Below are 21,060 nucleotides of genomic sequence, written 5' to 3'. Positions count from 1 at the left end.
GACGCCCGCGCGTGTTCGCCCCGTCCCCGGGTGTGCGGAGTCCGCGGCTAGGCTGGCCCGCGTGCCCGAACCGAAGCTGACGCCTCCCCGCGCGCCCGAGCGCCCCTACATCCGCACCGTCCACGGCGACGCCGTGGCGGACCCGTACCACTGGATGGCGGACAAGACCGACCCCGATCTGCTCGCGTTCCTGGAGGGCCAGAACGCCTACACCGAGCAGGAGACGGCGCATCTGGCCCCCCTCACCGAGACGCTGTTCGGCGACCTGAAGGCGCGCACCAAGCAGACCGACCTGTCGGTCCCCACCCACGTCACGCACACCGACGGCAGCAGCTTCTGGTACTACAGCCGCACCACCGAGGGTCTGGACTACCCCAGCACGTACCGCGTGCCCGCCACCTCCCGCGACGACATCCCCGATGTGACCACCCCGCCCGAGGGCGAGCAGCTGGTCATGGACGTGCAGGCGCTCGCCGAGGGCCACGACTTCTTCTCGATGGGGCACGCGCAGGTGTCCCCCGACGGCACCCGCCTGGCCTACTCCACCGACGTCGCCGGCGACGAGCGCTACGACCTGTGGTTCGCCGACCTCGCCACCGGCGAGGTGATCGACGGCCCGCTGCCGGGTGTGGGCGCCGGCGGCGCCTGGGCCGGGCGCGACTGGTTCTTCTACACCCGCGTGGACGCCGCCTGGCGCCCGCACCAGGTGTGGCGCCACGAGCTCGGCGGGGCCACGCCGGACGCCCTGGTGGTGGAGGAGCCGGACGAGCGGTTCTGGATCGGCGTGGACGACTCGCGCGATCATCGCTGGATCATCATCGAGGCCTCCTCCAAGCTCACCAGCGAGGCGGCCCTGCTCCCGGCGGACGACCCGACGGCGGCGCCGCGGGTGGTCGCCCCACGCCGCCAGGGCGTCGACTACTCCATCGAGGTGGCCCCCGACGGGCTGTGGGTCCTGCACAACGACGGCGCGCCGCAGTTCGCGCTTAGCCGCGCCCCGCTGGACGCCACGTCGGCGGAGCAGTGGGAGCCCGTCCTGGCCGAGGACCCGCGTCGCCGCCTCACCGGGGTGACGGTCTACGAGCGTTCGGTCGTGGTCGAGCACCGCACCGACGGCCTGGCGGGCATCATGCTGCTCCCCCGGGACGCCGAGGGTCGCCTCGGCGATCCGGTGGAGCTGGAGTTCGACGAGAACCTGTACGACGTCGGCGCCGAGGAGTCCCCCGACTTCGACACCGACCGGATCCGGTTCGGCTACGAGTCGCTGGTGAGCCCCCCGTCGGTGTGGGAGTACCGCCTCGACACCGGCGAGCGCCGGCTGCTGAAGGAGACCCCGGTCCTCGACCACCCCCAGCGCGGCCCCTACGACCGGTCGGTCTACGTCAGCGAGCGGCTGTGGGCCACCGCGCCGGACGGCACCCGCGTCCCGGTGTCGGTGGTGCGGCACCGCGACACCCCCGTCGACGGAACGGCGGCCGGCCTGCTGTACGGCTACGGCGCCTACGAGTCGGCGACCATGCCGTACTTCGCCATGAGCCGGCTGAGCCTGCTGGACCGCGGCCTGGTCTTCGCGATCGCGCACGTCCGCGGCGGCGGCGAGCTCGGGCGGCCCTGGTACGAGGGCGGCAAGGGCGAGCACAAGGCCAACACCTTCAGCGACTTCGTCGCGGCCGGCCGGCTGCTCGTCGAGCAGGGCTACGTCGCGCCCGACCGGCTGCTGGCCGAGGGCGGTTCCGCGGGCGGCCTGCTGATCGGCGCGGCGCTGAACCTGGCACCCGACCTGTTCCGGGCGGCCCACGCGGTCGTCCCGTTCGTCGATCCGTTGACGACCATCCTGAACCCCGAACTGCCGCTCACGGTGATGGAGTGGGAGGAGTGGGGCAACCCGGTCGCCGATCCCGCGATCTACGCGGCGATGAAGGCCTACTCCCCTTACGAGAACGTGGCGCCGGTCCCGTACCCGGCGATCCTCGTCACGACGAGCCTCAACGACACCCGCGTCGAGGTCACCGAACCCGCCAAGTGGACCGCGCGCCTGCAGACGACGGCGACGAATCCGCCGGAGCGCCCCATCCTGCTCAAGACGGAGATGGTGGCCGGGCACGGCGGCGTCTCGGGACGCTACAAGGCCTGGCGCGAGCGGGCCTTCCAGCTGGCGTGGCTGCTGGACCAGGTGGGCGTCCGGGAGTGAGACCCCGGGTGTCCACCCCCGTGGGCAGGGGTGTCCCGTACGACCACAGTCTTGATCTGGAGAGGTCGGGGGCGTCCTGAGGCCCGTTCGGGCCCTCAGCGAACAAATCCGGACGATCAGGCGTTGTACTGGTGACGATCGAAAGGACGACCGCATGATCTCCAGCGCACACCGCATTCGCTCTTCCGAAGGCATCGACGGCAAGGACTCCGTCGGCCTGTACCTCGACGGCATCGCCAAGACCCCGCTCCTGAGCGCCGAGGAGGAGGTCTTCCTCGCCCGGCGCATCGAGGCCGGGCTGTACGCCGAGAACATCCTCGCCGGCAACCTGCTCGTCAAGGAGCGCGGCGGCCGCAAGGCCGTCAAGGCGTCCACCGAGGAACTGCAGACCATCGCCGAGGAGGGCCAGGCCGCGATGAAGCAGTTCATCACCGCCAACCTGCGCCTGGTCGTCTCCGTGGCGCGCAAGTACGGCCGCTCGCAGATGCCGCTGCTGGACCTGGTCCAGGAGGGCAACACCGGCCTGATCCGCGCGGTGGAGAAGTTCGACTACACCAAGGGCTTCAAGTTCTCCACCTACGCCACCTGGTGGGTCCGGCAGTCCATCAGCCGCGGCATCGCGCAGCAGTCCCGCATCGTCCGGCTGCCCGTGCACGTCGCCGAGCAGATCAACCAGGTCTCGGCGACCCGCCGCAACCTGGAGCGCAAGCTGGGCCGCGAGCCCGAGATCATCGAGATCGCCGACGAGCTCGGCCTCGAGGAGGATCGGATCGTCGAACTGCTCCGTCTGGCCCGCGACCACGTCTCACTGGACGCCCCGGTCGAGGAGGACGGCGACACCGCGCTGGGCGACCTGCTGGCCCGCGACACGACGCCCGGCCCCGACGAGGTCGTGCTGGACGCCGAGGATCGCGCCCGGCTCGACGACATGCTGGGCAACCTCGACGAGCGGTCCGCCGACGTCGTCCGGCGTCGCTACGGCCTGCTGGACGGCCGCCAGGCCAAGCTGGCCGACATCGCGAGCGTGTGGGGCATCACCGCCGAGCGCGTCCGCCAGATCGAGCGGCAGGCGATCGCCAAGCTGCGCAACACCCAGATCGCGGCCTGACGCGCGGCGGCGCCAGGGCACGCAGGAGAGCGGCACCCCGTGGAGGCGGGGCCGGGTTCGTCCCGGCCCCGCCTTCGTGCGTCCGGGGGCGCGAGGCCGGCAGGTGCGGGCTCGGGTCGGGCCTGCCCATCGACCGGCGGGACCGACGAGAGGCGCGGCCGCGAAGCCGGCGGTGCGGGCTCAGACCAGGCCGGTGCGGGGCGGGCGTCGCCGATGCGGATCAGCCCCTCCTGCACCGCGTTCGCCCCCAGCGTCCCGTCCTGGGCGAAGAGCCGGCCGCGCGAGAACCCCAGCGCGTTGTTGAGGTTGGGCGAGGTCTGGTCGTACAGCACCCACTCGTCGGCGCGGATCGGCCGGTGGAACCACATCGAGTGGTCGATGGTGGCCATCTGCAGCCGCGGGGAGCCGAACGCCTCCGGATGCGTGAGCGTGCTGACCGGCAGCAGCGTCAGGTCGGACGCGTAGGCCAGCACCATCTGGTGCACGCGCGGGTCGTCGGGCAGCGCGCCGACCGAGCGGATCCACATCTGAAGGCTGGGCTCGCCGTTGCTGGAGCCCAGCGAGTCGGTGATCCAGCGGGCGTCCAGCGCGGCCCACTCCCGCTCCCAGATCTCGGCGGTCCACGGGGAACGCCGCCCCAGCACCGACGCCAGCGACGGGCAGTCCTCCGGCGGCGCCAGGTCGGGCAGCGGGGCGAGCGCGTGCTCCAGCCCCTGTTCCTCGGGCACCTTGAACGACGCCGACATCACGAAGATGTCCTGGCCGCCCTGGGACGCGGTGACGCGGCGGCTGGAGAACGACCCGCCGTCGCGGGTGCGGGTGACGACGTACTCGATCGGCGCCGCGGTGGAGCCCGGGCGCAGGAAGTAGCCCATCAGCGAGTGCGCGAGCCGGTCCGAGGCGACCGTGTGGTACATCGCCGCCAGCGACTGGCCCATGACCTGCCCGCCGAAGACGCGCTGCAGGTGGGTGTCGGGGTTCTCGCCGACGAAGACGTCGGGCCCGATGCGCTTGACCTCCAGGAGCTCCAGCACCTGATCAATGTGATCCACCGGCGTTCCCTTCGTCGTCGCGGTCGGCCAGGAACTGCTCGATGACGGCGCCGATCTCGTCCGCCGACGGCACCGAACGGCCGCCGCCTGCGACCAGTTCGTCGTACTGCTCCTCCAGCGCCGAGACCAGCGGTCCGAGCTCGCCGTCGGAGGAGACCTCCTCCTCCAGCTGCGCCAGCGTGCCCATCGCCAGGGTGGCCAGGTCGCCGGGCGGCAGGTGCAGGCCCGTCGCCTCGCGGATCCGCTCGATGACGGCCAGCGCGGCCGGCGCGTAGGTGCCCGGCGCGAGGTAGTGCGGGACGTGCGCGACGAAGCCGCGGGCGGTGAAGCCGCGCTCCCCCGCCACGAACTCCAGCGTCGCGGAGAAGCTGCCCGGCACGGTCACCCGGTCGATCCACACGGGGTTCTCGGCGACCAGGGCCGGGTCGGTGGCGTGCCCGGTGATCAGGGTGGGCCGGGTGTGCGGCACGGCCATCGGGATCCCGTGCGCCGTGACCAGCTCCGTCACGCCGAGGTCGGCGGCGAGCGCGAGCACGGCGTCCAGGGCGCGGCGCCAGCCCATGTCGGGTTCGGGGCCGCTCAGCAGCAGGTAGACCCGCCCGGTGGCGTCGGTCAGCTTCGACAGGACGAGGTCGGGGTCGCTCATCTCGACCCAGGTGTTCTGGTCGAAGACGAGCTGGGGGCGCCGCGAGCGGTAGTCGTGGAGGGCGTCGTGGTCGAACGTGGCCACCACCTCCGGCTGCCCGGTGGCCAGCAGGTGCTGGGCGATCTGCCGGCCCACCTGGCCGGCGTCCACGTAGCCCTCGAGGAGGTGCAGCAGGACCGGGGCGGTGCCCAGGACGGCGTCCCGGACCTCGGCGTCCACGGTGTAGAGCTCCGACGGGTCAGCCATGGCGGCCACTCTAGTCGGCGCGGCGCGCGGCCAGAGCGGCGATGGCCGTGCGGACACGCTTGGCCGAGACGCTCTGCGCGGTGCCCAGCGACTGGGCGAACAGGCTGACCCGGAGCTCCTCCAGCAGCCAGCCCACCTCGGACGCCGCCGCGGGCAGTTCGCCCACGGGGTGGCCGGCGATGGCGGCGTCGTAGGCGTCCTCCAGCGCGGAGATGGTCTCCAGGTGCTGGGCCTCGCGCGCGGGGTTGTCGCGCCACGCGGCGACGCGGTTGGCCAGCGCGTGCAGATAGCGGTCCAGCCGGGTGAAGTGCGGCTCGGGCGTGGCGGCGATGAAGCCGGCGAACACCAGGTTGTCCAGCTGCGCGCGGGCGTCGGAGACGCTGGGGCCGGATTGCCCGGCCAGGGCGGAGCGGACGGCCGTGGCGCGGCTCAGCACGGAGGCCGCCTGCCGCGTGATGGCCTGCATCCGCTCGGCCACGTCGGGGCGGACGGCGTCCTTGGCGGCGACGAAGGCCGCCTCGTCGCGCACCTCCCCCGGGTCGAGCCGCAGCGCGGCGAGCCGGTCGGCGATGGCGCGCAGCCGGGCGTCGGCGAGCAGCGCGTTGAGGTTCTCGTACGGCCCGGACGCCAGCGCGATCCGGTCCGGGTTGGACAGGTGCGCGAACACCGACCGGGTCGGGTCGGGACTGTCGAGCGCGATCAGGCGGCGCAGGCCCAGCGCGTGCCAGCGCGCGGCCTTCTCGGGGGTGTTGGCCACCCGGACGCCCACGGTGTCGCCCTGGTCGACCAGCGCCGGATACCCGACCAGCGGCGTGGGCCGACGCGCGATCTCGGTCGTCGCGGGCAGGACGCCGAACTTCCACGACGTCGCGCCGGCGTGGGTCAGCTCCGAGGTGGCGTTGAGCCGCTGGTTGAGGCGGGGGGCGTACCGCGTCCGCAGCGCCTCGAAATCGGTGCCGGTGCCCAACTCCTTGGTGCCGTCGGTGATGACGTAGTGGACGCGCAGGTGCTCGGGCAGGGCGTCGAGGGAGAACAGCGCCGGGTCCACCGGGCCGCCCGACAGCCCGCCCAGGGCCGCGGCGAAGGCGTCCGGGAAGGGGCGTTGCGCCCACTCGGGGCGCTCGTCGAGCCAGGTGAGGGCCCGGCGCGCCCAGTCGGGGGCGGGCACGAACCGGGTGCGGACCGCCTTGGGCAGGGCGCGGATCAGCTCGGTGGCCAGCTCGGTGCGCAGCCCGGGCACCTGCCAGGTGAAGGGGGCGGCGTCGACCTGGTTGAGCACGGACACGTCCACCTCGACGCTCACGCCGTCGCGTCCGGCGCCGGGGTCGAACGTGTAGCTGACGGGGACCTCGGTCGGCCCGACCGTCCACGAGTCGGGGAACTCGGACACGTCGAGGGCGGAGACGTCCTCGATGAGGTCGTCGACGCTGAAGTCGAGGAACCGGTCCTCCTCGCGGCGCTTGTCGCGCCACCAGCGGTCGAACTCCACCACCCCGGTCACCGTGGTCGGGACGCGGCGGTCGTAGAAGGCGTAGATGCCGTCGTCGTCGGCGGCGATGTCGCGGCGGCGGGTGCGCTCCTCGAGCTCCTGGGCCTCCGCGCGGGCGCGCTCGTTGCGGGCGAAGAAGTGGTGCCGGGTACGCCACTGGCCCTCCACGAGCGCCGAGCGGAGGAAGATCTCCCGCGCCACGACCGGGTCGACGCGGGCGTAGCCGACGGTCCGGCCCGCGACGATCGGGACGCCCAGCAGCAGCACGCGCTCGTCGGCGACCACCTGGCCCCGCGAGGCCGACCACCGGGGCTCGCCGTACTGCCGCACCAGGAGGTGGGCGCCGACGGCCTCGACCATCTCGGCGGTGACCGGCACCACCGTCCGGCCCCAGAGCCGGGTCGTCTCGACCAGCTCGACCGCCGCCACCAGCGGCGGCTCCGCCTTCGCCGCCGCCGAGCCGGGCTGGATCGCGAAGCGCGCCCCGCGCGCGCCCAGGTACTCCGCCAGAGGCCGGCGGCCGCGGCGCTGCGGGGTCTTGTCGTCGCCCCGGGTCTCCTTCAGCCCGACGTGCGAGAGCAGCCCCGCCAGCGCGGAGGTGTGCACCGCGTCCCAGTCGGGCTCGGCGTCCGGCCCCGCCGCGTCCGGACGCGACCGCTCGCGGCCCCGCTGCTCGGACGCGCCCCGCCCGCGGCGGCCGCCCCCGCGCGGGGCGCGCGCCTCGTCGAGTTCGAGTTCCTTGGTGATGTCGCGCAGCTGGGTGACCAGGTCCTGCCACTCCCGGATCCGCAGGAAGTTGAGGAACTCGTCGCGGCACATCCGGCGGAACGCGTTGCCGGACCGCTCGCGGCGCTGCTCGCGCAGGTAGCGCCACAGCCGCCAGGTGGCGGCCAGGTCGGACGCGTCCCGGTCCGAGCCGGACGCCGCGTCGGCGGGCAGCCAGAACCGGCGGTGCGACGTGTCCGCCTCGGCCTGCTTGTCGCTGGGCCGCTCCCGCACGTCGGGGATGGCCAGCGCCGCGACGATCGGGATCATCGCCGCCAGGACGCCGCGGCGTCCGGCCTCCACGAGCATCCGGCCGAGCCGCGGGTCGACGGGCAGTCGGGCCAGCAGGCGTCCGGTCGGGGTGAGGCGCTGGCCGTCGCGTCCGGGCTCGTCGTCAGCCAGCGCGCCGAGCTCGCGCAGCAGCCTCAGCCCGTCGCGGACCTGCGAGCGGTCCGGCGGCTCGACGAACGGGAAGTCCTCGATGGGCCCCAGCCGCGCGTCGGCCATCTGGAGGATGACGCTGGCCAGGTTGGTGCGCAGGATCTCCGGCTCGGTGAACGCGGGGCGCGCCGCGAAGTCCTCCTCGTCGTAGAGCCGGATCGCGATGCCCGGCCCGACGCGCCCGCAGCGTCCGGAGCGCTGGTTGGCCGAGGCCTGGGAGATCTCCTCGATCGGCAGCCGCTGCACCTTGGTGCGGGCGGAGTAGCGGCTGATCCGGGCCAGGCCGGGGTCGACCACCGAGCGGATCCCGGGCACCGTCAGCGACGTCTCCGCCACGTTGGTGGCCAGCACGACCCGCAGGCCCTCGTGCGGCTTGAACACCCGGTCCTGCTCGGCGGCGGACAGCCGCGCGTACAGCGGCAGCACCTCGGTGTTGCGCAGCTTCAGGGCCCCGATGGCGTCGGCCGCGTCGCGGATGTCGCGCTCGCCGGAGCAGAACACCAGGATGTCGCCGTCGCCCAGCGCGTGCAGCGTCTTCACCGCCGCCGCGACCCCGCCCGCCAGGTCGTCGGCGTCGGTCAGCGGCTCGTAGACGATCTCGACGGGGTACGTGCGCCCGGACACCTCGATGATGGGCGCGTCGTCGAAGTGCTCGCTGAACCGGGCCGTGTCGATGGTCGCCGAGGTGATGATGACCTTCAGGTCGGGACGCCGCGGCAGCAACTGCTTGAGGTAGCCCAGCAGGAAGTCGATGTTGAGCGAGCGCTCGTGCGCTTCGTCGATGATGATCGTGTCGTAGGCCCGCAGGTCGCGGTCGTGGGCGATCTCGGCGAGCAGGATGCCGTCGGTCATCAGCTTGACGGCGGTCGCCTTGGTGGCCTGCCGGGTGAACCGCACCTGGTAGCCCACCGCCGTGCCCAGTTCGACACCCATCTCGGAGGCGATGCGGGTGGCGACCGAGCGCGCGGCGATGCGGCGCGGCTGGGTGTGCGCGATCCGCTTCCGGCCCGCCGCCAGCGCGATCTTGGGCAGTTGCGTGGTCTTGCCCGAGCCGGTCTCGCCGGCCACGACGACGACCTGGTGCCCCGCCAGGGCAGCACGGATCTCGTCGACCGCCCCGCTGATCGGCAGGGCAGGGTCGAACGCGATCCTCGGCTGGGCTGCTGGCACGACCGACCAGTGTACGGGGCCGCGCCCCACGCCCCCGCAACCGGTCGCCGGACGCGTCCGCACGGACGGCCACCCCGCTAGGGTCGTGGCGAAACGACGTCATGTCGGCACGTCCCCCAGGAGTCCCATGCCCCGCCCCACCCGTCTTCTCGCCCTCGGCGCCGTCCTCGTGCTGGCGGTGCTGTCCGCCTGCGGCACCCCCGCGGGAGCCCCCGCGCCGCCGCCCGGGGTGCCGGGTACCTGGAACACCGCCGGCACCGGGGGCGGTTCCCCGGCCGCCACCCCGGCGGCGTCCCCCGAACCGCCGAGGATTCCTACCACCCGACGATCGCCGAGGGCGGCTACCTGGTGGCGGGGTACGCCGCCGGCGCCCGCACCTGGTCGGCCTCGGGAGTGCTGTGCGGCATCTCCGACGACGTGGCCGTCGTCGAGCAGCCCGACGGCGTCACCGTCGCGACCGACCTGCGCTCCGGCGCCGAGTTGTGGCGCACCGCCGGCGCCCCGTGCGCCCCGTCGGGCCCGAAGATGGCCGGCTCGGTGGGACACGAGCTGGTGTTCTCCTCGGCCGGCGGGCCGGCGGTGAGGGCCACCCACGTCCGGAGCGGGGAGTCGATCGCCCTGGACACCGGCAGGCTGGACCTGCGCGTGGACCGGGTGCTCGGCGTGGTCGGCGACGTGTACGTCGTCCAGGGCATGGCCGACGGCCGCGGCTACCTGCTGGGCCTGACGCCCGGCGGCGTCGCCTGGCAGCAGCAGGGCGACTTCGAGGCCCAGGAGTGCCTCGTGATCGGCACCGCGGTGGCGTGCCGCACCATGTTCGAGCGCCACGCGGTGCGCGACGCCACCACTGGAGCGACCATCGTCGCCGAGACGGCGCTGGAGCCGCTGGGCGACGTGTACTGGGCCAGCGACGGGTTCATCGTGACCGACGGCTCGCCCACCACCTCCAGCGGGCAGGCCTACGCCTGGACCGGGGAGGACCGCGGCCGCGTCCACGAGGCGCACCAGCCGACGGCGCCTTCCTCCGAGGGCGTCCTCTTCACGCTCGCGGACCTGTCGCGCGCCTCCCGGGTCGAGGCGGTCGCCGCCGACGGGCGGCCGGTGGTCGTGGAGCCGCGCGTGCAGGAGTTGGAGGTGGTCGCCACCGGAGCCCGGCTGCCGGAGGGCACCGTCCGCGGCCTCACGGCGGCGGGCGACGTCCTGCTGGTCACCACCCCCGACGGCTCACCGCTCGTGCGCGCCGACGGCACCCGGATCGCCGAGCTCGCGGAGGACTCGCTCAACGCGCGGGCCATCGGCGGCTACGCGGTGGGCTTCCACGAGGGCGGCGTCTCCGTCCTGGTGCCGGGCTGACCCGCCCCGGTCAGGCCGGGCGCAGGCCGGTGTTCTCGGCGGCGAACGCGAGCAGGTCGGTCCACTCGGAGGCGATCTTGGCCAGCGGCTTGCCCGCGCCGTGCCCCGCCGAGGTGTCGACGCGCAGCAGGATCGGCGCGTCGCCGCCCTGGGCGGCCTGCAGCGCGGCGGCGAACTTGAAGCTGTGCAGCGGCACGACGCGGTCGTCGTGGTCGGCGGTGCTCACCAGCGTGGGCGGGTAGGCCGTCCCGGGCCGGACGCGGTGCAGCGGCGAGTAGGCGTGGGCGTCCGCGAACCCCTCGGGGGTGTCCGGGTCGCCGTAGTCGCTCATCCAGGCCGCGCCGATCGTGAACTTGTGGAACCGCAGCAGATCCAGCACGCCCACGGTGGGCAGGGCGGCGGCGAACAGGTCCGGGCGCTGCGTCAGGGCGGCCCCGGCCAGCAGGCCGCCGTTGGAGCGACCGTGGACCGCCAGGCCGTCGGCCGGGGTGACCCCGGTGGCGATCAGGTCCTCGCCGACGGCGATCACGTCGTCGAACACGTGCTGCTTGTTGGCCAGGCGCCCGTCCTCGTACCAGGCGGTGCCGTACTCGCCGCCGCCGCGCAGGTTGGCGATGGCGAGCGCTCCCCCGGCGGCGAGCCAGGCGGCCCACCCGGGCCGGTAGTCGGCGCCGACCGGGATCTTGAAGCCGCCGTAGCCGTACAGCAGCGTCGGACGCGGACCGTCGCGGCCGTCGTCGGGGACGGCCAGGAAGTACGGCACCGGCGTGCCGTCGGCGCTGGTGGCGCGGTGCCGGCGCAGGACGAAGCCCGGCCGGTCGGCGTCCAGGGCCGCGCGCGGCAGCAGGTCGAGCGGCTCGACGGCCACCGGGTCGCCCTGGTGCGCCGGCAGGACGAGGCGGAAGGACGCCGTGGGCGTGGTCAGCGTGCTGACCGCCGCGAAGGCCTCCTCGCGCCCGGCCCGGCCGTCCAGCCCGACGAGCGCGCCGGCGGGCAGGTCGACCTCGACCGCGCCCGAGCCGTCGCGTCCCACGTGCACGACCGCGCCCTGCGCGTCGTCGAGGTAGCCCAGCAGCAGCCCGTCGGCGGCCGCGACGGCGTCGGTGAGGGTCGCCCGGGTCTCGGGCACCACCTCCGCGAACTGCACGTCGCCGCGCGCCGCCCACCCGAGGTCGACCGACACGATCCGCCCCAGCGGCGCGTCCAGGTCGGTCTGGAGCAGCAGCGTGTCCCCGTCCAGGCGGATCGGGTCGTACTCCGCGTCCGCGGTGTCGACGACCTTGATGGGGTCGCCGAACGTGGTGCGGCCGTCCGCGGTCGTCAGGGGTAGACCCACAGGCGGTTGGTGCGCTCGGTGCCGCGCACGATGGAGACCAGCAGGTGCCCGCCCTCGTGGGAGACCTGGCCCCAGGCCTGGGTGTGCGGCTCGTCGGGGAAGCTCAGCAGGAGTTCGTCCTCGCCGTCCGGGCGGTGCACCATGAGGCGGGCGGTACCCAGGCCCGCCGTCGCCGTGCCGCGGGCGTCGGCGGCCTCGTCGAACGTGGTGTAGAGGAACGACCGGTCGTCCGGCAGCCAGGCCGGGGAGGTGAACTTGGCCACGACGGGCTCGTCGGTGTCCTCGCAGGTCGCCAGATCCTTGACGCGGATGTGCTGCCAGTCGGAGCCGCCGTCGCTGCGCGCGTACGCGAGACGGGCGCCGTCGCGGGAGATGCTGAACGCCGAGAGGGACGAGGTGCCGTCCTCGCTCCACGCGTTCGGGTCCAGGACGACCTCGCCGCCGGCCAGCAGGGCCTCGAGGCTGTCGGCGAGGTACCAGACGTCCTGCGGGTGGGCGCCGTCGTTGCGGTTGACGACGTAGTGCCCGTTGCGCCACACCGGCATGCCGGCGCGCGGCCGGGCGACCTCGGCGTCGAGGAACGACCGGAACCAGCCCCGACCGGGCAGCCCGGCGAGCGCGGCCTCGGTGAACGCCTGCTGCTCCCCCGCCCACGCCTGCACGTCGGGGTCGTCGGCGTCCTCCAGCCAGCGGTAGGGATCGGACACCTCCACGCCGTGGAGCGTCTCGGTCAGGTCGTCGCGGCGCGTCAGCGGGTAGTCCATGGTCGCCATCCTAGGAGCGGCGCAAGCCGCACGCGGGATGCTCCGGACGGCGGTCGGCCAGGACGGCGGTGCTCAGCACAGCGCGTCGCCTCGGCCCAGCGTGGGTCACCTCGCCCCGCGGAGTCAGACAGCACAGCGGGGTGAGACCAGCACGGCGGGGGCAGCGCAGTGGGCGCCCGCGGCGCGGGTGGGTGTGACGGCGATCAGGACAACGACAGCAGGTGGGTCATCTCGTTGGCGAGCAGCCGGCGGCGGCTGCTCGACTCGTAGGAGCGGGCGTTGTGGCCCAGCCCGTCGTAGATGATCCGATCGCCGGTGACCCAGCCGCACACCTCGAGCTTCTCGCCCGTCTCGTGCACCAGGTGCGGACGCGCGTCCTCGCCCAGCACCATCGCGCTGTAGCGCTCGTCGTAGCACAGCACCGCCGGCCGGCCGGCCAGCGCGGGCAGCCCGGCGGGCGCCTCGATGCCGGCGAAGATCGGGTGATCGACGAAGTCGGGGGTGGCCTCGAACAGGGCGTAGTTCCGCTCGGGGTGGAACGACGTCCCCCGCACCCAGGCGCCGCCGAACAACTCCCGCCACGACGGCCAGTCCGGGAAGGCCGCTGCGGCGGTGTGGGTGCCCAGTAGCGGACCGCCCGCGGCGAGGTACTCCGCCAACTGCGCCTGCGCGGCGTCCCAGACGGGCTCGGGGGCCGGTCTGTCGTGCGGGTCGCCGCCCCCTGCGTTCACCACCACCAGGTCGACGTCGGCCAACGACGCGAAGGCGTCGGGGGTGCTGTGGTTGATCGTGACGTCGGCGCCGATCCCGCGGGCCACGTCGGCGATCGCGGCCGTCGTCTCCTCGAACGGATGCCAGGGGTCGGCGTAGCGCCCGGCGCCGGAGAAGATCAGGACGCGCGGCACGACGTGTCAGTCGCTCTCGGCCGAGACGGACCGGCCCGCGAGGAAGCTCAGCTCCACGGCGATCGGGATGTCCTGATGGCCAGGGACCCAGGGAAGGCTCTTGAGCGCCTCCTTGTCGCCGGCGAAGGGCGTCGTCTCGCCCTGGGCCAGCACCGACCACCCGGTCGCGGTCTGGGTGTCGAGGTCGTCGACCTCGAACGCGACCTTCGTCGGGCGGGACAGTTCGCCGAGGATCGTGCCCTCCGCGACGGTGAAGACGACGGCGTCGCCGACGAGCGTGTAGCTCACGGGCAGGACCTGCAGGCCGCGCGAGGACACCCAGGCGACCCGGCCGATGGTGCCTTCGCCCAGCAGGCGCAGGCACTCGTCGGCGTCGATCGTCACGAAGTAGCCAGGAATCACGCAGTCGAGCTTACAGTTCCCCGAGTCGCCAGTCGCGCACCTGTGGCATGTCCTCGAGATGTTCGACGATGTACGACTCGTGCCGGGCCAGTTGCTCCTCGCACCAGTCCTTGAGTTCCTCGGCCCCCTTGGGCAGGGATTTCGCGTTGTTGATCGCGTCCATCACCAGGTGGTAGCGGGACGCCCGGTTGCGCACGACCATGTCGAACGGCGTGGTCGTGGTGCCCTGCTCGATGAACCCGCGCACCCGGAACCGGTCGGCGTCCGGCCGGCCGTGGACCAGCTGGTGGATGCCGCCGGGGTAGCCGTGGAACGCGAACACCACGTCCTTGGTGTCGGTGAACAGCTCGCGGAAGTAGGTCTCGCTCATGCCGTGCGGGTGGTCCTTGGGGCGCCGCAGGGTCATCAGGTCGACGACGTTGACCACGCGCGTCCGCAGGGCGGGGAGCCGCACCTTGAGGATCTCGGCGGCCGCGACGGTCTCCATCGTCATGACGTCGCCGGCGCAGGCGAGCACGATGTCGGGGTCGCCGGGGCCGAAGCCCTCCTCGTTGCCGGCCCAGTCCCAGATGGACGCACCCTTGGTGCAGTGCGCGATCGCCTCGTCCATGCTCAGCCACTGCGGCTGGGGCTGCTTGTCCTGCACGATCAGGTTGACGTAGTCGGTGGACGCGAAGCAGTGGTCGGCCACCGACAGCAGGCAGTTAGCGTCCGGCGGCAGGTACACCCGCGCGACCTTGGCGCCCATGTTGAGCAGCAGCTGCAGCATGCCGGGTCCCTGGTGGCTGAAGCCGTTGTGGTCGTTGCGCCAGGCGGTCGAGCTCACCAGGATGTTCAGGCTGGGGATGGGTGCCCGCCAGGTCAGCTCGTCGGCCTCCTGCAGCCACTTCCCGTGCTGGATGGTCTGGGACGCCGACACCATGGCGAACGCCTCGTACGTGGCGAACAGGCCGTGGCGTCCGGTGAGGTTGTAGGCCTCGAGCCAGCCGTGGCAGTTGTGCTCGCTCAGCACCTCCATGACGCGACCCTCGCGACTCAGGTGCTCGTCGTCGGGCGTGACCTCCTCCATCCATGCCCGGTCCGAGGCGCCGAACACCGCCCCCAGCCGGTTGGAGTTCGTCTCGTCGGGGCAGAACAGCCGGAAGCGGGTCGGGTTGCGCCGGTAGGCCTGCTCCATGAGCTCGCCGAGCTTGCGGGTGGACTCGATCCGGTCGCCGCCGCGGGCCGCCACCTCGACGGCCAGGTCCCGGAAGTCGGGCAGGTCGAGCGGCTCCATGAGCCGCCCCCGTTGGCGTACGGCGTGCCCGACAGGGTCAGGTCGGCGTCGAGCGGGTTCGCCGACCGCACCAGCTCGGTGGGCGCACCGGTCTCGTCGAACAGTTCCTCGGGCCGGTAGGAACGCAGCCACTCCTCGAGCAGGCGCAGGTGCTCGGGGTTGCTGCGGATGCCGGACAGCGGCACCTGGTGGGCCCGCCACGTGCCCTCGACGAGCGTGCCGTCGACCTCGTGCGGGCCCGTCCACCCCTTGGGCGAGCGCAGGATGATCATCGGCCAGCGCGGCCGGACGCCGTCCCAGCGGCCGCTGCGGGCGAGTTCCTGGATCTCGGTGATCGCCGCGTAGGCGGCACCCAGCGCGTCCGCGAACCGTTCGTGCATACCGGGCACGTCGTCGCCCTCGACCTCGATCACGTCGTAGCCGTGCCCCTCGAACAGCGCCCGCACCTCCTCGCGCGGCTTGCGGGAGAGCACCGTGGGCGCCGCGATCTTGCCGCCGTTGAGGTGCAGGACCGGCAGCACGGCGCCGTCGCGCTCGGGGTTCAGGAACGAGATCCCCTTCCAGGAGCCCTCCAGCGGGCCCGTCTCCGCCTCGCCGTCCCCGACCACCGCGACCGTGAGCAGGTCGGGGTTGTCGAACACCGCCCCGAAGGCGTGGATCAGCGCGTAGCCCAGTTCGCCACCCTCGTGGATCGAGCCGGGCGTCGTCACCGACGCGTGCGAGGGGATGCCGCCGGGCGCGGAGAACTGCCGGAACAGCCGCAGCAGGCCCGGCTCGTCCTGGGTGACCTGCGGGAAGTAGGTGGTGTAGGTGCCCTCCAGGTAGGACGCCCCCACGATCGCCGGGCCGCCGTGCCCCGGCCCGGTGATGTAGAGCGCTTTTTGCCCCGTCCGCTTGATCAGCCGGGAGACGTGCGCCCAGATGAACGCCAGCCCGGGGCTCGTGCCCCAGTGGCCCAGCAGGCGCGGCTTGACGTCCTCGGCGCGCAGGGGTTCGCGCAGCAGCGGGTTCGCCTGGAGGTAGATCTGGCCCACCGTGAGGTAGTTGTTGGCCCGCCACCACGCATCGATCGCGGCGAGTTCTGACTCTTCGAGACTCGGAAGCACCACAGCCATACCTGCACGCTACCCCGGTCGGTTCGCCGCGGCCATGGGTCCGGCCGAAACGCCGTCGCCCGATGGGGTGGCCGTCATCGGGGTGTCACCGCCGGGACGCTCGGGGGCGGGTCGGTCGCGTCCGGCGCGGGTCGGGGTCGCGCCCACGCGAGGTCATGCCCGGCCGTGTCCCAGGCTCAGGCGCCGCCGAGCAGCGCGGCGATCCCGAGCAGGGTGCCCACCGACAGGATCGTCGACCAGAACACCGCGTCGCGCGCCATCAGCTCGCTCTGGTCGTACCGGGTGGCGATGACGTGCACGTTCTGCGCGGCCGGCAGCGCGCCGAGGACCGTGACGGCGTACAGTTCAGGCCCGGTCAGGCCGAAGGCGGTCCCGATCCCCCAGGCCGCCACCGGGTGCGCCACGGTCTTCAGCGCCACGACCGCCCACGTCTGCGCCTGGTGCTCGCCGCGGCCGGGCAGCGGGTCCAGCCGGAGCGAGACGCCGAAGGCGAGCAGCATGAGCGGGACGGCGATCCCGCCGATCATGTCGACCGGACGCATCACCCACGCGGGCATCTGGATGCCCAGGAGGTTGGCCGCCAGCCCCAGCAGGATGCCGATGGTGATGGGGTTGCGGAACGGCAGGCTGAGGTAGCGCCACGGCGAGAGTTTCGTGCCCGCCGCCCGGGCGGTGTGGCTGTCCAGGATCGCCAGGCAGACCGGCATCAGGAGCGCGACCTGCATCAGCAGGATGGGGGCCATCCAGGTCGCGTCCCCCAGCAGCGCGATCGCGACCGGCAGGCCGAAGTTGGCGGCGTTGGTGTAGGCCGAGGCCATGAACGCGATGACGGTGTCGCCCACCGAGCCGCGAAGGACCCAGCGGGCCAGGACGATCGCGACGCCGCCCACGACCACAACGGCGATCGCGCTGACGATGACGGTGCGGGAGAAGAGGTGGTCCAGCGACGCGCGCGACACCATGGCGAACAGCAGGGCGGGTGAGCCGACGGTGAAGGCGAGCAGCGCCATCAGGCGTCGCCCCTCGGTGTTGACCAGCCGTAGGTGGGCGATCAGCCAGCCGACGCCGATCACGACCCAGATGGTCGATATGCCCCCCAACGCGCTCTGCACGTCCCGACCCTAGCGGGGCGGCCGCCCCGCCCGGAGAGCGGTTGCCACGCGTGGCAGCGGCGCCGCGGCCGGGTTGCCATCGCGCGGGCGGAGCGGTGCCGGGTCGCGGACGGGGCTGACTTAGGATGACGCGGTGAACACCACCCGGCCCCGCAACCACGTGATCGACGTGGCGCGGGCGCTGTCGGTGCTGGTGGTCGTGGTGTTCCACACGCTGCTGTACCGGATCAGGATCGTCGACGGCCACGTCACCCTGATCCCCTGGGCGGCCCCGCACGCCCTGTACCCGCTGACGTGGGTGCTCATGATCATGCCGCTGTTCTTCGTGGCCGGCGGGTTCGGCAACACCCTCACCGTGGACCGGATGCGTCGCGAGGGCACGTCGCTCGGGCACTACCTGGCCGGACGCGGCCGGCGGCTCGTCGGACCGTTGTCGGTGTTCGTCACGTTCTGCGCCGTCCTGGCCACCGGCGCGGCCTGGTTCGGGTGGCTCGACCAGGCGTCCACGCTGAGCCGGGCGCTGATGCAGCTGCTGTGGTTCATCACGGTCTACCTGGTGATCGTCGCCTTCGCGCCGTGGCTGGTGCGGCTGCACGACCGCTTCGGCGTGTGGCCCATGCTCGCCCTGGCGGCCGCGGCGTTCGCGGTCGACCTGTGGTCGTTGCAGGTCGGGCGGCCCGAGCTCCGCAACCTCAACATGATCCTGGTGTGGCCCCTGGTGCACCAGTTCGGCATCGCCTACCAGCGCGGCTGGTGGCGCCGCGGCCCCGCGTGGGCGGCCCCGGCGGCGATCGCGGTCGGCGTCGGCTCCATCTGCCTCATGGTGTTCGCGCTGGGCTACCCGCCCACGTCGGTGGGCTTCGCCGACCTGCCGTTCGCGAACCTGCAGCCGCCCACGCTCGCGATGGCCGCGCTCGCGCTGGCGCAGTGCGGCGTCCTGGCGCTGGTCGAGCGGGCGGGGTGGCTCGCCACGATCTCGCCCCGCGCGGAGCGGGCGATCGCCGTCCTCAACACGGTGATGGTGTCGGTCTACCTGTGGCACATCCCGTGCATCGTGGTGGCGGGGGTGGGGCTGCTGCTCCTGACCGCGCTCGTGCCGATCCTGGCACCGGTGCTGCTCTCCCCCGCCGTGCTCGCGCTCTGCGCGCTGCTGGTCGTGGCCGCCGTCATCCCGCTGCTGGGCCGCCTCGAACTCCGCATGATCCCGCCGCTGGGCCCCGCGCAGGACACGGCCGTCGCGATCATGGCGTACGGCACCCTCGTCCTGGGCACGTTGCTGGTCTGGCAGACTGGAACCGTCATCCATCCCGCCCGCCCCGGCTCATCGCTGGGCGTGATCCTGATCTGGCTGGGCTCCTGGTTGATGGGGTATGCGGCCGACCGCACCCAGGCCGCCCACCGCACGGGTGCGAGGCCGAGCGCCGCGGAGGGGAAGACGACGTGAATCCGATGGAGTGGGACGCCCCCTTCTACGTGATCGTCGCGGCTTTGTTCGTCATCGTGATGTGCCGGGCCAACGCCACCTACTGGCTCGGGCGGCTCATCCAGTCCGGCGCGCGCCGGACCCGGATCGCGCACGCCATGAGTTCGCCCGGCTACGCGCGCGCCGAGCAGCAGCTGAACAAGTGGGGCCCCCCGATCATCTCGCTGTCGTTCCTCACCATCGGGTTCCAGACCCTGGTGAACCTGGCGGCGGGCGCCACCCGGATGCCGCTGCGGCGCTACCTGCCCGCGGTCACGGTCGGATCGGTCATCTGGGCGCTGCTGTACGGCACCGTCGGTTATGTGGGCGTCGAGTCGTTCAACCTGCTGTGGGCGCGCAACCCCACGGTCGCCGTGGTGGTCGCGGTCATCGCCGCGGCCGCGCTCGCGGCGTTCATCGTCTGGCGGGTACGCGAGTCGCGCCGCCGACGCCCGGACGCCGCGGCGTCCTGACCTCGGGTAGGACCCGGACGCCGGCGTCCTGCCGCGGGTCAGAAGAGGCGCGACCGCCGGGGCTTGTCCTCCGGCTCGACGGTCGGCGCGACGGCGATCGGCTCGTCCGGCTCGTCGGGATGCAGGTGCGTGGGGTTCAGCACGCGCTGCAGGAACGTACGGGTGCGCTCCTGCTGCGGGTTCCCGATGACCTGGTCGGGGTCGCCCTCCTCCACGATGACCCCGCCGTCCATGAAGATCACGCGGTCGGCGACCTCGCGGGCGAACGCCATCTCGTGGGTGACGACCATCATCGTCATGCCGGACTCGGCGAGGCGCCGCATCACGTCGAGGACGTCGCCGACCAGTTCGGGGTCCAGGGCCGAAGTCGGCTCGTCGAAGAGCACCATCTGCACGTCCATCGACAGCGCCCGCGCGATCGCGACGCGCTGCTGCTGGCCGCCCGAGAGCTGGGCCGGGTAGGCGTCCGCCCGGTCGCGCAGGCCCACCTGGCCGAGGTAGTCCAGCGCGATCTTCTCCGCGGTGGCCTTGTCGATCTTCTTGACCACGGTCTGCCCGATGGTGCAGTTCTGCAGCACCGTCAGGTGCGGGAACAGGTTGAACTGCTGGAACACCATGCCCATCTGGCTGCGGATCGCGTCCACGTCCGCGTCGGGGTCGGTGATCTCCTCGTTCAGGATGAACACGCGGCCCGACGTGGGGATCTCCAGCAGGTTCACGCACCGCAGCAGCGTCGACTTGCCCGAGCCGGACGGCCCGATGACGCACACCACCTCACCCTGGTGGACCGTGAGGCTGATGCCGGTGAGCACCTCGCGCTCACCGAAGCTCTTGTGGAGGTCGTAGACCTGGATCTCGTCCTCGCGGCGTCCCGAGGGGATCGCGGTCGGGGTGGTCGTCTCGGTCATGGTCAGCGCGCCTTCTTCTGCTTCGATTCCATCCACCGCACCAGGAAGGTCAGCGGCAGGGTGATCAGGAGGTAGCAGAACCCGGCCACCACCAGGGGCGTCAGGTTCCCGTTGCTGTTGGACAGGTCGCGGCCGTACTTGGTCAGCTCGAACGCGGCCGTGGTGAGGCCCAGCACGTAGACCAGCGAGGAGTCCTTGGTCAGCAGGATGAGCTCGTTGGTCAGGGGCGGGGTGATGATGCGGAACGCCTGCGGCAGCACGATGCGCCGCATCGACGTCCCCGACGGCATGCCCAGGCTGCGGGCGGCCTCGACCTGTCCCTTCGGCACCGCCTGGATGCCGGCCCGGATCGTCTCGGCCATGTAGGCACCCGACACCATGCCCAGCGCCGTCCAGACCGTGCCGTAGGGCTCCAGCGGGAACCTCAGGCCGGGGAACGCGATCGGCAACAGACCGAACGCGAGCAGGACGATGATGGCCGGGACGCCGCGGAAGAATTCGATGTAGATGCCGGCGATCCAGCGGTAGGGGGCGACCTGCGACAGCCGCATCAGCGCCAGGACGGTGCCCAGCAGCAGGCCGAACACGAAGGCGCCCGCCGTGTAGATCACGGTGTTGAGCAGGTGCCGTGGGATGCCGAGCAGCGTCTCCTGCACCAGGTCGGGCCGGAAGAACACCTGCTGGACCTGGCGGCCGTCCATCGTGACCAGCAGCCAGATCACCACGCCGAGCAGGACGGCGTACTGCACCAGGCGGATCAGGCGGGCGCGCCGACGCGGCGACATCTTCGAGCGGGCGACGGGGACGGTGTTCGCTGTCATCGGCTTCCTCGAGGTGAGTGGACGA

At 72.7% G+C, this 21,060-nt stretch carries 16 protein-coding genes and 1 pseudogene; 5 read left to right on the top strand and 12 right to left on the bottom strand.

All coding sequences use genetic code 11. The features are described from left to right. Positions 1-61: 61 nt before the first annotated feature. Together G7070_RS15460 and G7070_RS15455 are read left to right on the top strand one after the other, a co-directional pair. Positions 62-2,191 (top strand): S9 family peptidase, encoded by a 2,130-nt coding sequence (locus G7070_RS15460; protein ID WP_166234479.1) that lies wholly within the window; start codon positions 62-64, stop codon positions 2,189-2,191. 154 nt (positions 2,192-2,345) lie between these two features. Then, positions 2,346-3,299: a sigma-70 family RNA polymerase sigma factor gene (locus G7070_RS15455; RefSeq protein WP_431977903.1), complete on the top strand. Its 954-nt coding sequence runs from the start codon at positions 2,346-2,348 to the stop codon at positions 3,297-3,299. 230 nt (positions 3,300-3,529) lie between these two features. On the opposite strand, the pseudogene G7070_RS15450 reads toward G7070_RS15455, so the two are convergent. From G7070_RS15450 to hrpA, 3 genes and pseudogenes are all read right to left on the bottom strand, one after another. Further along, positions 3,530-4,333: pseudogene (locus tag G7070_RS15450) on the bottom strand (acyl-CoA thioesterase); the annotation flags it as partial. A gap of 4 nt (positions 4,334-4,337) precedes the next feature. Beyond that, a complete protein-coding gene (locus G7070_RS15445) occupies positions 4,338-5,243 on the bottom strand; it encodes a PAC2 family protein (RefSeq protein ID WP_166234478.1) in 906 nt (301 codons plus the stop codon). Between the two features lie 10 nt (positions 5,244-5,253). Then, positions 5,254-9,108: an ATP-dependent RNA helicase HrpA gene (hrpA, locus tag G7070_RS15440; protein WP_166234477.1), complete on the bottom strand. Its 3,855-nt coding sequence runs from the start codon at positions 9,106-9,108 to the stop codon at positions 5,254-5,256. Between the two features lie 348 nt (positions 9,109-9,456). On the opposite strand from hrpA, the gene G7070_RS15435 reads away from it, so the two are divergent. Next, the gene (locus tag G7070_RS15435; RefSeq protein WP_166234476.1) at positions 9,457-10,461 is read left to right on the top strand and encodes a hypothetical protein; all 1,005 of its coding nucleotides are present in this window, start codon (positions 9,457-9,459) and stop codon (positions 10,459-10,461) included. Positions 10,462-10,471: 10 nt separating this feature from the next. On the opposite strand, the gene G7070_RS19335 is transcribed toward G7070_RS15435, so the two are convergent. The 7 genes from G7070_RS19335 to G7070_RS15410 form a co-directional block, all read right to left on the bottom strand. Further along, positions 10,472-11,797: a prolyl oligopeptidase family serine peptidase gene (locus G7070_RS19335; RefSeq protein ID WP_250645988.1), complete on the bottom strand. Its 1,326-nt coding sequence runs from the start codon at positions 11,795-11,797 to the stop codon at positions 10,472-10,474. Then, complete coding sequence (locus tag G7070_RS19040) at positions 11,782-12,561, bottom strand: prolyl oligopeptidase family protein (protein ID WP_250645987.1); 780 nt, start codon at positions 12,559-12,561, stop codon at positions 11,782-11,784. Before G7070_RS19040 ends, G7070_RS19335 begins: the two co-directional genes overlap by 16 nt. A gap of 203 nt (positions 12,562-12,764) precedes the next feature. Beyond that, entirely contained in the window at positions 12,765-13,466 is a 702-nt protein-coding gene (locus G7070_RS15425) for a ThuA domain-containing protein (protein WP_166234475.1), read from the bottom strand. 6 nt (positions 13,467-13,472) lie between these two features. Beyond that, positions 13,473-13,868 carry a pyridoxamine 5'-phosphate oxidase family protein gene (locus G7070_RS15420; protein ID WP_166234474.1) on the bottom strand — a complete coding sequence of 132 codons (396 nt, stop codon included), beginning with the start codon at positions 13,866-13,868 and terminating at the stop codon, positions 13,473-13,475. A gap of 10 nt (positions 13,869-13,878) precedes the next feature. Further along, positions 13,879-15,006 (bottom strand): phosphoketolase family protein, encoded by a 1,128-nt coding sequence (locus G7070_RS19035; protein WP_246228063.1) that lies wholly within the window; start codon positions 15,004-15,006, stop codon positions 13,879-13,881. Further along, positions 14,904-16,259 (bottom strand): phosphoketolase family protein, encoded by a 1,356-nt coding sequence (locus G7070_RS19030; RefSeq protein WP_246227156.1) that lies wholly within the window; start codon positions 16,257-16,259, stop codon positions 14,904-14,906. Before G7070_RS19030 ends, G7070_RS19035 begins: the two co-directional genes overlap by 103 nt. Positions 16,260-16,435: 176 nt before the next feature. Further along, positions 16,436-17,371 (bottom strand): AEC family transporter, encoded by a 936-nt coding sequence (locus tag G7070_RS15410; protein WP_166234473.1) that lies wholly within the window; start codon positions 17,369-17,371, stop codon positions 16,436-16,438. 133 nt (positions 17,372-17,504) lie between these two features. Here G7070_RS15410 and G7070_RS15405 point away from each other — a divergent pair, with 133 nt between their 5' ends. Together G7070_RS15405 and G7070_RS15400 are read left to right on the top strand one after the other, a co-directional pair. Beyond that, positions 17,505-18,815, top strand: coding sequence for an acyltransferase family protein (locus G7070_RS15405; RefSeq protein ID WP_166234472.1), 1,311 nt, complete (start codon positions 17,505-17,507; stop codon positions 18,813-18,815). Between the two features lie 5 nt (positions 18,816-18,820). Then, the gene (locus G7070_RS15400) at positions 18,821-19,306 is read left to right on the top strand and encodes a DedA family protein (protein WP_166235381.1); all 486 of its coding nucleotides are present in this window, start codon (positions 18,821-18,823) and stop codon (positions 19,304-19,306) included. A 38-nt stretch (positions 19,307-19,344) separates the two neighbouring features. Here the strand turns inward: G7070_RS15400 and G7070_RS15395 are convergent, their stop codons facing one another. Both G7070_RS15395 and G7070_RS15390 read right to left on the bottom strand, forming a co-directional pair. Further along, positions 19,345-20,214, bottom strand: coding sequence for an amino acid ABC transporter ATP-binding protein (locus tag G7070_RS15395; RefSeq protein ID WP_166234471.1), 870 nt, complete (start codon positions 20,212-20,214; stop codon positions 19,345-19,347). Positions 20,215-20,216: 2 nt separating this feature from the next. Further along, on the bottom strand, positions 20,217-21,035 hold the full coding sequence (locus G7070_RS15390) for an amino acid ABC transporter permease (protein ID WP_166234470.1): 819 nt from the start codon (positions 21,033-21,035) through the stop codon (positions 20,217-20,219). Positions 21,036-21,060: the final 25 nt, after the last annotated feature.

Source organism: Propioniciclava coleopterorum (assembly GCF_011393335.1).
GTDB lineage: Bacteria > Actinomycetota > Actinomycetes > Propionibacteriales > Propionibacteriaceae > Propioniciclava > Propioniciclava coleopterorum.
This window is presented reverse-complemented; position numbering and strand designations above follow the sequence as displayed.